Origin of the sequence: Mesorhizobium sp. B3-1-7 (assembly GCF_006439385.1) — a bacterium.
Lineage (GTDB): Bacteria > Pseudomonadota > Alphaproteobacteria > Rhizobiales > Rhizobiaceae > Mesorhizobium.
Map to the genome: position 1 here is coordinate 40,242 of NZ_VFTL01000013.1, position 13,957 is coordinate 54,198.

Annotated in this window: 12 protein-coding genes and 1 pseudogene; 11 read left to right on the top strand and 2 right to left on the bottom strand. The window is 65.5% G+C overall.

What is annotated here, in order from left to right; genetic code table 11:
• From FJ417_RS12850 to FJ417_RS12890, 8 genes and pseudogenes are all read left to right on the top strand, one after another.
• A pseudogene (locus FJ417_RS12850) lies at positions 1–968 on the top strand (small ribosomal subunit Rsm22 family protein).
• 293 nt (positions 969–1,261) lie between these two features.
• Positions 1,262–2,752 carry a replicative DNA helicase gene (locus tag FJ417_RS12855; RefSeq protein WP_140644469.1) on the top strand — a complete coding sequence of 497 codons (1,491 nt, stop codon included), beginning with the start codon at positions 1,262–1,264 and terminating at the stop codon, positions 2,750–2,752.
• A gap of 222 nt (positions 2,753–2,974) precedes the next feature.
• The gene (gene radA / locus FJ417_RS12865; protein WP_140644468.1) at positions 2,975–4,378 is read left to right on the top strand and encodes a DNA repair protein RadA; all 1,404 of its coding nucleotides are present in this window, start codon (positions 2,975–2,977) and stop codon (positions 4,376–4,378) included.
• 42 nt (positions 4,379–4,420) lie between these two features.
• Entirely contained in the window at positions 4,421–5,101 is a 681-nt protein-coding gene (locus tag FJ417_RS12870; protein ID WP_140644467.1) for a CvpA family protein, read from the top strand.
• Positions 5,102–5,201: 100 nt separating this feature from the next.
• Entirely contained in the window at positions 5,202–6,683 is a 1,482-nt protein-coding gene (gene purF, locus FJ417_RS12875) for an amidophosphoribosyltransferase (RefSeq protein WP_140783704.1), read from the top strand.
• A 27-nt stretch (positions 6,684–6,710) separates the two neighbouring features.
• The gene (locus FJ417_RS12880; protein WP_140783705.1) at positions 6,711–7,451 is read left to right on the top strand and encodes an SDR family NAD(P)-dependent oxidoreductase; all 741 of its coding nucleotides are present in this window, start codon (positions 6,711–6,713) and stop codon (positions 7,449–7,451) included.
• A gap of 188 nt (positions 7,452–7,639) precedes the next feature.
• Positions 7,640–7,858, top strand: coding sequence for a hypothetical protein (locus tag FJ417_RS12885; protein ID WP_246687444.1), 219 nt, complete (start codon positions 7,640–7,642; stop codon positions 7,856–7,858).
• Positions 7,859–7,993: 135 nt separating this feature from the next.
• Complete coding sequence (locus FJ417_RS12890) at positions 7,994–8,218, top strand: hypothetical protein (RefSeq protein WP_041008353.1); 225 nt, start codon at positions 7,994–7,996, stop codon at positions 8,216–8,218.
• Positions 8,219–8,268: 50 nt separating this feature from the next.
• Here the strand turns inward: FJ417_RS12890 and FJ417_RS12895 are convergent, their stop codons facing one another.
• Entirely contained in the window at positions 8,269–8,775 is a 507-nt protein-coding gene (locus FJ417_RS12895) for an OsmC family protein (protein WP_140783706.1), read from the bottom strand.
• 304 nt (positions 8,776–9,079) lie between these two features.
• On the opposite strand from FJ417_RS12895, the gene aguA reads away from it, so the two are divergent.
• Together aguA and FJ417_RS12905 are read left to right on the top strand one after the other, a co-directional pair.
• Complete coding sequence (gene aguA, locus FJ417_RS12900; RefSeq protein ID WP_140703138.1) at positions 9,080–10,186, top strand: agmatine deiminase; 1,107 nt, start codon at positions 9,080–9,082, stop codon at positions 10,184–10,186.
• A 90-nt stretch (positions 10,187–10,276) separates the two neighbouring features.
• Positions 10,277–11,377 carry a polyamine ABC transporter substrate-binding protein gene (locus tag FJ417_RS12905; protein WP_140783707.1) on the top strand — a complete coding sequence of 367 codons (1,101 nt, stop codon included), beginning with the start codon at positions 10,277–10,279 and terminating at the stop codon, positions 11,375–11,377.
• Positions 11,378–11,392: 15 nt separating this feature from the next.
• Here the strand turns inward: FJ417_RS12905 and FJ417_RS12910 are convergent, their stop codons facing one another.
• The gene (locus FJ417_RS12910; protein ID WP_246687445.1) at positions 11,393–12,034 is read right to left on the bottom strand and encodes a LuxR family transcriptional regulator; all 642 of its coding nucleotides are present in this window, start codon (positions 12,032–12,034) and stop codon (positions 11,393–11,395) included.
• A 283-nt stretch (positions 12,035–12,317) separates the two neighbouring features.
• Here FJ417_RS12910 and FJ417_RS12915 point away from each other — a divergent pair, with 283 nt between their 5' ends.
• Entirely contained in the window at positions 12,318–13,823 is a 1,506-nt protein-coding gene (locus tag FJ417_RS12915; protein ID WP_140783708.1) for a peptidase S10, read from the top strand.
• Positions 13,824–13,957: the final 134 nt, after the last annotated feature.

The window sequence follows — 13,957 nt, forward strand, 5'->3', positions numbered from 1 at the left end:
ATGGAACTGCCCGCCCCGCTCCGGCAAGGCGTCGACGGCTTGCTCGAGAAGGTGCCGCTGCCGGCGCTCAAGCAGGCCGCCAAGACGCTGTCGGATCGCTACCGCGCCGAGTTGCGCGACGGCCGCCTGCATATGGGCGAGGAGATGGCGGTCAAGGCCTATCTGGCGACTCGGCTGCCCGCCACCTATGCCGCCGTGCGCGCCAGCCTCGAGGCGTTGAGCGAGGCCCGCCCCGACTTTCGGCCGGCGAGCCTGCTCGACATTGGCGCCGGACCTGGCACCATGCTTTGGGCCACGACTGACGCCTGGCCTGAACTGGAACGGGCGGTGCTGGTCGAGGCAAGCGCTGCCGTGCGCAAGGTCGGCCAGTCGCTCGCGGAAGGCGCAATTACCGCCCGCACCGAATGGATCGCCGGCGACGTCACCATCGATCTCGACGGCATCATGCCCGCCGACCTCGTCAGCGCCGCCTATGTGCTGGACGAGATCGTGCCTCTGTCGCTGCCGAAGCTCATCGACCGCCTCTGGCGGCTCACGGCCGACACGCTCATCCTCGTCGAGCCCGGCACGCCTGCCGGCTGGCGGCGCATTCTTGCGGCACGGCAACAGCTGATCGAGGCGGGAGCGCACCTGCTGGTGCCCTGCCCGCATGCGGTGCCCTGCCCGCTCACGCCGCCCGACTGGTGCCATTTCGCACGCCGCGTCGCGCGTTCGCGCCTGCATCGTCTCGTCAAGGAAGCCGAGGTGCCGTGGGAAGACGAGAAGTTCATTTATCTCGCCGCTTCCCGGCAGCCGGCGCCGGCGCGCGCCGCACGGGTGATCGCGCCGCCTAAAGGCGGCTCCGGCAAGGTGGTGCTGAAACTGTGCCGGCGCCTGACGGCAGCGCCGGCGAGCGCCTGTTCAGCAAGCGCGACGGCGATGCCTTCAAGGCGGCGCGGCGGGCTGACTGGGGCGACACGCTGGACTGAGCTGCGTAGGCCGACGGCACCGCGTCGTCGAACCACTGAGCCACTGGCAGGCGCGCCCCCATGCGATCTTGCTCGATGAAATTGTTCTTGCTTTGTTCGGCAACCGCCGATAGGAATCACGGCTTGCCGAGTCAAATGGAATCGGGCCACCGGAATACTGTCCTGTGGATGGTTTGCTGATCCTGTGAACATTGGGGCATCAAGCTGGTTGGACCGAGGAGTGTTGCAGAAAGGTCAGCACCGAATCTTCCCGTTCTGGTATCGAGGAAAGCGGGATCGAAATCGGGGATATCATGGCAGAGGCGGCACTGAAATTCGGCGCGGCGGAAACGCCGCTTTATCGCGAGGCACCGAACAACATCGAGGCCGAGCAGGCGTTGCTCGGCGCCATCCTCGTCAACAACGACGCGTTCTACCGGGTTTCGGATTTCCTGAAGCCGGCGCATTTCCACGAGCCGCTGCACCGCCGCATCTTCGAGGTCGCGGCCGAGCTCATCCGCATGGGCAAGATCGCGACGCCGATCACGTTGAAGACCTTCCTGCCGGCCGACGAGAAGGTCGGCGACATGACGGTGGCGCAATATGTCGTGCGGCTTGCTGTCGAGGCCGTCACCGTCGTCAACGCCACCGACTATGGCCGCGCCATCTACGACCTCGCGACGCGCCGCGCGCTGATCACCGTCGGCGAGGACATGGTCAACATCGCCTATGACGCGCCGGTCGACATGTCGCCCTCCGACCAGATCGAGGACGCCGAGCGGCGGCTGTTCGAACTCGCCGAGACCGGCCGCTATGACGGCGGCTTCGAAAGCTTCAACGACGCGGTCAAGACCGCCGTCGACATGGCCAACGCCGCCTATATGCGCGACGGCCATCTGTCGGGCATCGCCACCGGCCTGCGCGATCTCGATCGCCGCATGGGCGGCCTGCAGCCCTCCGACCTGATCGTGCTCGCCGGACGTCCGGGCATGGGCAAGACCTCCCTGGCCACCAACATCGCCTTCAACATCGCCGAAGCTTACGTTCCGGCGCAGCAGGCCGATGGCAGCTTCAAGGCCGCCAATGGCGGCGTCGTCGGCTTCTTCTCGCTCGAAATGTCGTCGGAGCAGCTCGCCACCCGCATCATCTCCGAGCAGACCGAGATCTCGTCGTCAAAAATCCGCCGCGGCGAGATCACCGAGATGGATTTCGAGAAGCTCGTCGCCTGCTCGCAGACGATGCAGAAGATCCCGCTGTTCATCGACCAGACCGGCGGTATCTCGATCGCGCAGCTTTCCGCCCGCGCGCGGCGCCTGAAGCGCCAGCGCGGCCTCGACCTCATCGTCATCGATTACATCCAGCTGATGCAGGGCTCCTCCGCCCGCGCCTCGCAGAACCGCGTGCAGGAAATCACCGAGATCACCACTGGCCTGAAGGCTTTGGCCAAGGAACTCGGCGTGCCGATCATCGCGCTGTCGCAGCTGTCGCGCCAGGTCGAAAGCCGCGACGACAAGCGCCCGCAGCTGTCGGACCTGCGCGAATCCGGCTCCATCGAGCAGGACGCCGACGTGGTGCTGTTCGTCTATCGTGAGGAATATTACCTCAAGAACCGCGAACCGAAGATCGGCACCGAGGAATACGTCAAGTGGGAAAACGAGATGAACGAGGCGCGCGGCAAGGCCGAGTGCATCGTTGCCAAGCAGCGCCACGGACCGACCGGCACCGTCAGCCTCGCCTTCCACGGCGAGTTCACGCGGTTCTCGGATCTGGCCGAGGAGCACCATCTGCCGGAGAGGTTTGAGTAGGTTTTTGACCCACCGTCGCGCTCTGTCACACCCCCCTCTGTCCTGCCGGACATCTCCCCCGCAAGGGGGGAGATTGACCGTCGCCACGACTTTCGCCAATCGCCGGCGTTGCAAGAAGAATGCCGGCGGCCAAGCTGCTGATCTCCCCCCTTGCGGGGGAGATGGCCGGCAGGACAGAGGGGGGTGTGAAGGAACGCCGACCTTCGACGGTTGGCGCCCCTAATGGCCAAGTCCCGCGTCCAGTTCATCTGCCAGAATTGCGGCTCGGTGCATCAGCGCTGGGCCGGTAAATGCGATGCCTGCGGCGAGTGGAACACGCTCGTCGAGGAAGGCACGTCAGGCGGCATCGGCTCGGGGCCGGCCAACGCGCGCAACGCCCGCAAGGGCCGCGCCGTGGTGCTGACCAGCCTGTCGGGCGACATCGAGGACGCGCCGCGCATCGTTTCCGGCATCGGCGAGCTCGACCGCGCGACCGGCGGCGGCTTCGTGCGCGGCTCGGCGCTTCTGGTCGGCGGCGATCCCGGCATCGGCAAGTCGACGCTCTTGACGCAGGCGGCCGCGGCACTTGCCTCGAAGGGCCATCGCATCGTCTATGTCTCGGGCGAGGAAGCGGTGGCGCAGATCAGGCTGAGAGCGCAACGCCTCGGCGTCGCCTCGACGCCGGTCGAGCTTGCCGCCGAAACCAATGTCGAGGACATCCTCGCGACCATCGCCGACGGCAAGCGGCCGGACCTCGTCATCCTCGATTCGATCCAGACGCTGTGGACGGACCTTGCCGATTCGGCACCGGGCACCGTCACCCAGGTGCGCGCCGCCGCCCAGGCGATGATCCGCTACGCGAAATCCACAGGCGCGGCGATCGTGCTCGTCGGCCATGTCACCAAGGAAGGCCAGATCGCGGGCCCTCGCGTCGTCGAGCACATGGTCGACGGCGTGCTCTATTTCGAGGGCGAGGGCAATCATCACTTCCGCATCCTGCGCACGGTGAAGAACCGCTTTGGGCCGACCGACGAGATCGGCGTGTTCGAAATGTCGGACAAGGGCCTGCGCGAGGTCTCCAATCCATCCGAGCTGTTTCTAGGCGAACGCCACTCGAAATCGCCGGGCGCCGCGGTTTTCGCCGGCATGGAGGGCACCAGGCCGGTGCTGGTCGAGATCCAGGCGCTGGTCGCGCCCTCCTCGCTCGGCACGCCGCGCCGCGCCGTTGTCGGCTGGGACGGCGCGCGGCTGTCGATGGTGCTCGCCGTGCTCGAGGCGCATTGCGGCGTCCGCTTCGGCCAGCACGACGTCTATCTCAACGTCGCCGGCGGCTACCGGATCTCGGAACCGGCGGCCGATCTCGCGGTCGCCGCCGCACTGGTTTCATCGCTCACCGGTCTTGCCCTTCCCGCCGATTGCGTCTATTTCGGCGAAATCAGCCTATCGGGCGCGGTGAGGCCGGTTGCGCATGCGCAGCAGCGCCTCAAGGAAGCCGAAAAGCTGGGTTTTGGAAGCGCGGTGCTGCCGCTCGGCAGCGAGGAACTTGCCGGGGGGATCGGGGCCGGCGCGTTTCAGCCCACCGAGCTTGCCGACCTTGTGGCGCGCATAGCCGGCTCACGGCGCGGCCGTGCCGACGACGCGGAGTGATGCGGCTCGTCGGGCCGTAAGACAGGAAGTGGGGCGAGAACCATGCCGATTACGCTGCTTGACGGAATCCTCGTCGGCTTCACCCTGGTCTCAGCAATGCTCGCCATGGTGCGCGGCTTCTCCCGCGAAGTGCTCTCCGTGGTTTCCTGGGCGGCGGCGGCGGCCGCGGCGTTCTTCTTCTACAAGCCTGTCCTGCCCTATGTTCAGCCCTATGTCGACAACGACAAGATCGCGATGGCGGCTTCGGCGGGCGTCGTCTTCCTCATCGCGCTGATCGTCGTCTCCGTCATCACCATGAAGCTCGCCGACTGGATCATCGATTCGCGCATCGGCGCGCTCGACCGCACCCTCGGCTTCCTCTACGGCGCGGCGCGCGGCATCCTGGTGGTCGCGGTGGCGCTGCTGTTCTTCAACTGGCTGGCCGGCGCCAAGGCGCCTGCCTGGATCGCCAACGCCAAGTCGCGACCGCTGCTCGAGACGATCGGCGCCAAGCTCGAAAGCGTGCTGCCGGAAAACACCGAGGAACTGGTCAACAAATACACGCATAAGGGCACGCCGCAGGCCGGCGCGCCGGCCACTGGCGACCAGCCCGCCGCAGAACCGCCGGCGGCCGGTGACGACAACGCGCCGGCGCCCGACGACAGCGAAGGGGATGCCCCGGCCGACAACGAGCCGGCCAGCCCCGCGCCAGCCCCTGCCCCGGCTCCAGCGCCGGCAAACTGATCGCGAGCCGGCCTGTGCCGGTTGTGAATGCGAGAAAGCGTGCGTTGCGTTCGGCGCGCGATCGCCTTATATGGCGGCTTTAGCGGAGCTTGAGCACCAGATGGCAGACTCAACGGCAGATAGAGGCAAAGTCCTTTCCGCCGAGGCCGACGACCATTTCCACGACGAATGCGGCGTGTTCGGCATCTTCGGCCGGCAGGACGCGGCAGCCATCGTCACACTCGGACTGCACGCCCTGCAGCACCGCGGCCAGGAAGCCGCCGGCATCGTCTCCTATGACGGCACGCAGTTCCATGTCGAACGCCATGTCGGCCTGATCGGCGATACCTTCACCAAACAGCGCGTCATCGACAGCCTGCAGGGCAACCGCGCCATCGGCCACACGCGCTACGCCACCACGGGCGGCGCCGGCCTGCGCAACATCCAGCCCTTCTTCGCCGAGCTTGCCGATGGCGGCTTTGCCGTCGCCCATAACGGCAATCTGACCAACGCCATGACCGTGCAGCGCGCGTTGCAGAAGCAAGGCGCTATCTTCTCCTCGACCTCCGACACCGAGACGCTGCTGCATCTGGTCGCCACCAGCAAGGAGCGCGACCTCAACTCGCGCTTCATCGACGCGGTGCGGCAGGTCGAAGGCGCCTTCTCGCTGGTGGCGATGACCGCCAAGAAGATGATCGGCTGCCGCGATCCGCTCGGCATCCGGCCGCTGGTGCTGGGCGACCTCGACGGCGCCTGGATCCTCGCCTCCGAAACCTGCGCGCTCGACATCATCGGCGCCCGCTTCGTGCGCGACATCAAGCCGGGCGAAATGGTGGTCATCACCGCCAAGGGCATCGAGAGCCTGTTCCCGTTCGAGCCGCAGAAGACCCGCTTCTGCATCTTCGAATATGTCTATTTCGCGCGGCCAGACTCGTCGGTCGAAGGCCGCAATGTCTACGAAGTGCGCAAGCGCATCGGGGCGGAACTCACGCAGGAAAACCCGGTCGAGGTCGACATTGTCGTGCCGGTGCCGGATTCCGGCACGCCGGCCGCGATCGGTTTTTCCCAAGCCGCGGGCATTCCCTTCGAGCTCGGCATCATCCGCAACCATTATGTCGGGCGCACTTTCATCCAGCCGGGCGATTCCATCCGCCACATGGGCGTGAAGCTGAAACACAACGCCAACCGCCGCATGATCGAGGGCAAGCGGGTGGTGCTCGTCGACGATTCCATCGTGCGCGGCACCACCAGCCAGAAGATCGTGCAGATGGTGCGCGATGCCGGCGCCAGGGAAGTGCATATGCGCATCGCCTCGCCGCCGACCAGCGCGTCCTGCTTTTATGGCGTCGACACGCCGGAGAAGTCGAAGCTCTTGGCATCGCGCATGTCGGTCGAGGAGATGGCCGAGTTCATCCGCGTCGATTCGCTCGGCTTCCTGTCGATCGACGGGCTCTACCGCGCCGTCGGCGAGGCCGGCCGCGACAATGAGCAACCGCAATTCTGCGACGCCTGCTTCACCGGACAATACCCCACCCGCCTGCTCGACTTCGAAGGCCACGACAATGTGCGCACGCTGTCGCTGCTGGCGAATAGCGGGGCGTAGGCCGCATCACCTTACGGAACTGCCTGCATGACCCTCGACCTTTCCGGCCGCGTCGCGGTCGTAACCGGCGCCTCGCGCGGCATCGGCTATTTCATCGCCAGGGAACTGGCGGGAGCCGGCGCGCATGTGATCGCGGTGGCGCGCACGGTCGGCGGGCTGGAAGAGCTGGACGATCAGATCAAGGCCGATGGCGGCCAGGCGACGCTGGTGCCGCTCGATCTTGCCGACATGGCCGGCATCGACCGTCTGGGCGGCGCCATCCACGAGCGCTGGGGCAAGCTGGATATCCTGGTTGCCAATGCCGGCGTGCTTGGCGTGATCTCGCCGATCGGCCATGTCGAAGCCAAGACCTTCGAGAAGGTGATGACCATCAACGTCACCTCGACCTGGCGGCTGATCCGTTCGGTCGACCCGCTGCTCAGGCTCTCCGATGCCGGCCGCGCCATCATTCTCTCCTCCAACACGGCGCATTCGGCGCGCGCCTTCTGGGCGCCCTATGCGGCTTCCAAGGCGGCGGTCGAAACGATGATGCGTTCGTGGGCGCATGAGACCGAGACCCTGCCGCTGAGGGTGAACGCCGCCGATCCGGGCGCGACCCGGACCGCGATGCGCGCGCAGGCCATGCCCGGCGAAGACCCGGAGACGCTGCCGCATCCGTCCGAGATCGCCAGGCGCATCGTGCCGCTGGCAAGCCCGGAACTGAAGGAAACCGGGCTGATCTTCCAGGCCAAGCACAACCGCTTCGTCGCCTACCGTCAGCCGGAATAACCTTGAGTGTTAGGCGGATGAAATAGCGCTGCGGCTACGTTCTTCGAATGTAGAACATTCGAAGCCGGAGTGCCGACATGCGCAGACTTCTTCTCGTTGCCGCCACCGCCGGCATCACCAAGCAGACGGCGCTGACTGAATAGGGCGAGACGATCAACGGCCGCGGCGACACGCCGAACCGCCACGACATGCTGACCGGCTCCAAGCCAGACGGCGCCAGGAGGCGACTGGACGATGAGCGGCGCCAGGGCGCCGCCATGATGGGCCATCACGATCGCACCGGGCTCGACGATTCGGCGGCGGCGAAGTCGTGGAATTCCTCGCGCGCCTCGCGCGGCGGCTGCAGCCAGGAGGCGCTCAAGGGCACCGGTGGCGACGGGCTGTTCTACTGCTTCGCGGTCGAGTGAGCCGGGTCGCGACCCTCTATTCACGGGTCTGTGACCGGGGCGGCGAAAGCGTGTGCCGCCGCCCCGCTTTCGCCGCCCCAAGGGAGTTGCTAGGATCGGTCCGACTCCGACATTTCAGCAAAGCGAGGAATTCCCATGGCTGCTACTCCCAGCGTAGCGTTGGTCTGGTATCTGGTGATTGCCGGCCCGCAAGGCGGCATGGTGGTGCTGCCCAGCACCTTCGACACCCGCGAACAGTGCACCAACGCGATCACCGAATATCAGAAGCAGCCGACGCCTCAGGGTTGGGCCGTGCAATGCGTGCCGAGCGCCTCGCCTTTCACCGATGAAGGGGATGCGGAGACGCCGTCGGCTCAGTAGCGCGAGGCGTCGGCGCTGCTGATCTCCTCCCTTGGGGGAGATCAGCAGTGTCAACGCCCTGCGCTCACACCCAACACCGGCTTGTTGTTGATCGTCTGGAACACCACGCAATAGCGCTCGGTGAGCTTCATGAGCGAATCGATGCGCTCCTGCGGCTCGTCGGTGTCGAGATCGAACTTCAGCCTTATCTCGCGAAAACCGACCGGCGCGTCGCGGGCGACGCCGAGCGTGCCGCGGAAATCGAGGTCGCCCTCGGCCTCGACCGTGGCGTTGCCGAGCTTGAACTCCAGCGCTGTCGCCACAGCTTTCAGCGTCACGCCGGCGCACGCGACCAGCGCTTCCAGAAGCATGTCGCCCGAGCATAGCTCGAGGCCCGAGCCGCCGGTGGCCGGATGAAGCCCGGCGACAGCAAGCGCCCTGCCCGTCTCCACCTTGCAGGCGATCGACTGGTCGTCGAGCGTTCCGCGCGCCTTGAGCGTGATCAGCGCCTTGGCGGCGTCGTCGCGATAGGCTTCCTTCAGCGGAGCCTGCATGGCCTTGAGTGCGGTCGCGTCCATTGCCTGTCCTTTTCGTCGACTTGTTGCTGCATCGGCATTCGCCGTCCGATCGAGATTTGCCCCGATCGATCGGCAAGGCAATGCATTTATCCCGCCGCCGTTCCGGCCCAGGTCTTCGCCATTGCAGGAAACGGCGGGCGGCCTTGCTTGCTTGGTCCGTGGCAATCCGCGAAAACACCCCCCATTCCCTCTGCTGGACTTGTTCCAGCCGGCATCCGGCTATCCCAAATGGGACATTGACGGACGACGCCCCGAAAAAGTCTGATCCGGGCGAGTGTCGTCCGCCATTTTCCGGTGCCCCCACATGCCACGTACCCTTTCGACGAAGCCGAAACAGGACGGATTTCGCGCGCCCGGCGAGTTCGAGCCCAAATCGGGGTGTTGGCTGATCTGGCCGGAGCGGCCGGACACCTGGCGCCTCGGCGCCAAGCCGGCACAGAAGCTGTTTGCCAATGTCGCCGCGGCGATCGCGCAAAGCGAGCCGGTGACGGTGGCGGCATCCAGCCGGCAGTGGCAGAACGCCAGGACCCGGTTGCCTGAGCATGTGCGCGTGGTGGAGATGTCCACCAACGATTCCTGGCTGCGCGACAGCGGCCCGAATTTCGTCGTCAACGATCAAGGCTCCGTGCGTGGCGTCGATTGGACCTTCAACGCCTATGGCGGTTTCGATGGCGGGCTCTACGCGCCATGGGACCTGGACGACCTGGCGGCGCAAAAGGTGCTCGAAATCGAGAGGATGGATCGTTATCGCGCGCCGCTGATCGCCGAGGGCGGAGGCCTGCAATGCGACGGACAGGGCACGCTCATCACGACGGAGCAATGCCTGCTCAATCGAAATCGCAACGCCCATCTCGGCAAGGCCGAGGTGGAACGGCAACTGGGCGACTATCTCGGCGTCGACACCATCATCTGGCTGCCCCGCGGCTTTGCCTTCGACGAGACGGACGGCCATGTCGACGATGTCTGCTGCTTCGTGCGCCCCGGCGTGGTCGCGTTGAGCTGGACCGACAATCGCGACGATCCGCAATATGAGATCGTGCGGGAAGCCGAGGAAGTGCTGCGCTCGGCCCGCGACGCGCGTGGCCATGCCCTCGAGGTGCATCGTCTGCCTCATCCCATGCCGATCGAGATGACGCCGGAAGAAAGCGAGAGCCTGGATCGGCTCGATTCGACCTGGGCGCGACCGGCTGGCAACCGGATCGCGGCGAGCTACATCAACTACTATCCGGGCAACAGCGTCGTGGTCGTGCCAGAGTTCGGCTCCGGCCTCGATGTGAAGGCAAAGGCAAAGCTGGCCGAGCTGTTCCCCAACCACAGAATAGTCGGCATCGAGAACTCCCGCGAGATTTTGCTGGGTGGCGGCAATGTCGCCTGCATCACCTTGCCGGTCTATGCCCCACAACGACGTTGAGCGAAGGCCAACGCCGGCTAACCGGCCGCGAAACGGAACTGAGGGCTGAGCGATCCATCGGTGCCAGCCCAGGCGAAAAGGAGGAGATTCATGCGCGCCCTGATCCTGTCAACGCTGCTTACCGGCCTCGCCTGCGGCATCGCCAGCATGGCTTCGGCGGACGAGGAAAAAGTCGTCAACGTCTACAACTGGTCGGACTACATCGCGCCGGACACCGCCGAGAAGTTCGAGAAGGAGACGGGCATCAAGGTTCGCTACGATGTCTATGACGGCAACGAGGTGCTCGAGACAAAGCTGCTCACCGGCGGCTCCGGATATGACGTGGTCTATCCTTCGGCCTATCCGTTCCTGAAGAACCAGGTGAAGGCGGGGGCCTTCCTGGAGCTCGACACGTCCAAGCTCGCAAACCACGCGAAGATCGATCCGCAGGCTCTTTCGCTGATCGCCGGCGCGGACCCGCAAAACAAGCACGCCGTGCCCTATATGGCCGTCACCGACGGCATCGGCTACAACGTCGTCGCGGTGAAGCAGCGGCTGCCGGACGCGCCGACAAATTCCTTCGCCATGGTCTTCGACGTCGACGTCGTCAAGAAGCTCTCCGATTGCGGCGTGGCGATGATCGACGCGCCGGCTGAAGTCATTCCGATGGCGCTGAATTATCTTCATATCGACCCCCGGTCGACCAGTCCCGACGACCTTGCCAAGGTCGAGGAACTGATGGCCAAGGTGCGGCCCTACATCCGCTATTTCCACTCCTCGAAATACATAAACGACCTGGCGAACGGCGACATCTGCGTCGTGCTTGGCTGGTCGGGCGACATACTTCAGGCAAGGACGCGTGCCGCCGAATCCACCAAGAAGCTGGAGATCGCCTATTCCATTCCGAAGGAAGGCACGCTCATCAACTTCGATACGATGGCGGTACCGAAGGATGCGCCGCACCGCGACAACGCTATGGCCTGGATCAACTTCAACCTGCGGCCCGATATCGCCGCGACCAACTCCAGCTATGTCTCCTATGCCAACGCGATACCGGATTCCCTGCCGCTGATGGACAAGGCAATAGCCAGCGACCCCGGCGTCTTTCCTCCCGACGATGTAAAGGCCAAGCTGTTCGTGGTCGACAACAGCGACGCGAAGCTGCTGCGGTCTCAAAATCGTATGTGGACGCGTGTGGTGACGGGGCAGTAGGACCGGCGCGCAACATCAGTTGCGCGCGGCCTCGCGAACGGCTGCCAGCAGTTCCACCTGGGAGTGCACACCGAGCTTGCGGTAGACCTGCTTGATGTGGTTGCGGGCCGTGCCCGGCGAAATGGAAAGGCTCCGCGCGATGGTCTTGGCGTTGCCGCCGTCGATCAGGTGCCGCGCGATCTCGCTCTCGCGCGCGCTGAGCAGGGACCGCGCGGCCTCGACTGCCCCGCCCTTGTCCCGGAGGCGGCACAAGTGAAACAATCTTTCCAGAACCAGCTTCGTTGCTCCGCCCGCGGCGCAGGCGAGCGCAAGGTCCTGCTCGCCAAAGGGCGGCGCGCCGTTGCGCCGCAGAAAGGTGACATAACCAGCGGTCAGCCTGTCGAGATTGAACACGCCGGTTATCTCGTCGAAGCTGTCGGAGGGGCCATAGAATTCGCGGTAATAGGGCGAGCGCTGAAAATCGCCGCTGCGGAGAGCCGATAACGGCAACAGGAAATCCTGCCGGCTGCTGGCGAACCGCTGGAAGAAGGGATCCAGCCGGTAGACGCGGGCGTCGTAGTCGCGGTTCCAGCGATCGGGGCCGGCGTCATCGATCGTCAGGGAGGTGATGTCACGGCGATAGAAGCCGACATAGACGCGATCGGAGCCGAGCAGCACGCCTGCCGCCGCGGTGAAGCGAGCCGACAATTCCTCGGGCGTTGCAGCGCCGGCCGCGGCGGCGACGCCGCCGCTCCAGCTTGCAAATCGGTCCAGGGAAAAATTCGCGAGCATTCGCGCCTAGCCTAGCGCATGCCGCCGCAAGTTCAACCTGGCGAAATGGCGGCAAGGCGGGGACCGGTATGGCTGCCTCAGGCACCGTGACGGATCGCGAGAGCGAGTAGTTGCTTTGACTTCACAGACCCAGGCCATACCTATTGCGAAACCCCTTTGCGGAGGCATCATGAGGTCCAAGCTGAGACTCGTCCCCTTCATCCTGCTGGCGTTCGCCGCCTTCTCACAGCCGGCCTTCGCCGCCGAAGCACCCGAGCGCCCGGCGCCCGAGGGTGGTGTGCTTTCTCTCCTGCCGCCGCCCCAGGTGACCGAGCATTCGATCACGCTCGCCGGGCGCAAGCTGGATTACCAGGCCAAGGCCGGCACGCTGTCGCTCTTGTCCGGCAAGGGCGAGGTCACCGCCGAGATCTTTTATGTCGCCTACACGCAGCAATCGCCTGCGCCGGCGAAGGACCGGCCGATCACCTTCGTCTTCAACGGCGGACCGGGCGCGGCATCGGCTTACCTGCATCTCGGCGCGATCGGCCCGCGCATCGTCGAGACCGCCGCCGACGGCGAGTTCCTGCGGCCGCCGCAAAAGCTCATCGACAATCCCGACAGCTGGCTCGACATGAGCGATCTCGTCTTCGTCGATCCGGTCGGCACCGGCTACAGCCGCGAGGCGCCGGGGCATGAGCCGAAGGAATTCTGGAGCGTCGACGCCGACGCCAGCTCGGTCGGCGCCTTCATCCGCCTCTATCTGGCGCAGAACGGCCGCACCGGATCGCCGCTGTTCCTCGCCGGCGAGAGCTATGGCGGTTTTCGCGCCGCGCTGCTCGCCCGCACACTGCAGGAGGATGTTGGGTTGAGCCCCAGCGGCGTCGTGCTGATCTCGCCGGCGCTGGAATTCATGCTGGTGCGCCCCGACCAGTTCGACCAGTTGCATTGGGCGCTGGAATTGCCTTCGCTGGCGGCGACACGCCTGAGGGGCGACGGCGTCAGCGGTGATGCGTTGCGCGACAGGCTGGCCGAGGTCGAGCACTACGCGCTCGGCGATTACCTGACGGCGCTGAACAGCGGGCTGGAGCAAGGCGGCAAGCTCGCCAGCGGTCGCGTTTCGGAGATCACCGGCCTGCCGCTCGAGCTCGTCCAACGCAATTTCGCCCGCATCCCCATCGGGCTTTTCGCCAAGGAATTCCAGCGCGCCACGGGCAAGGTGCTCAGCCCTTACGACGCCACCATCGGCACCGCCGACATCGCGCCGCAAAGCGCGCGTGACGTGGGCCCCGACCCGGTGCTCGACCGCAGCATTCCAGCGCTGACATCCGCCTTCGTCGCCTATGCTCGCGACGAGCTCAACTACCGCACCGATGTCAGCTACCGGCTGCTCAACGGCGAGATCAGCCGCAGTTGGGATTACGGCACATCGGGCCAGGGTTATGCCGGCGTGATGAACGACCTGCAGCGGGCGCGTTCGCTCAACCCTGCCCTCGGCGTCGTCATCGTCAACGGCTACACCGACCTCGTCACACCCTATCTCGCCTCGCGCTACCTGGTGAACCAGGTTCCCTCGCTCGCCGACGCCAAGCCGATCCGCCTCGACGTCGTCGAGGGCGGCCACATGATGTATCTGCGGCCGGACGGGCGACGCGCGCTGAAGGACGCGGCATCGGAGCTCTATCAAGCGACCCAGTAGTCCCCCGAGCGGCCTTCGGCGAACGACCTGCGCCAACGCAAGTGCTGCGGTGGAGCAGCGCCGTGCAAGCTTTCGCCCGTATAGCTGGAGCAACGGTCCCGACTGGTGCGGAACCGCTTTCCACGCAACCACGC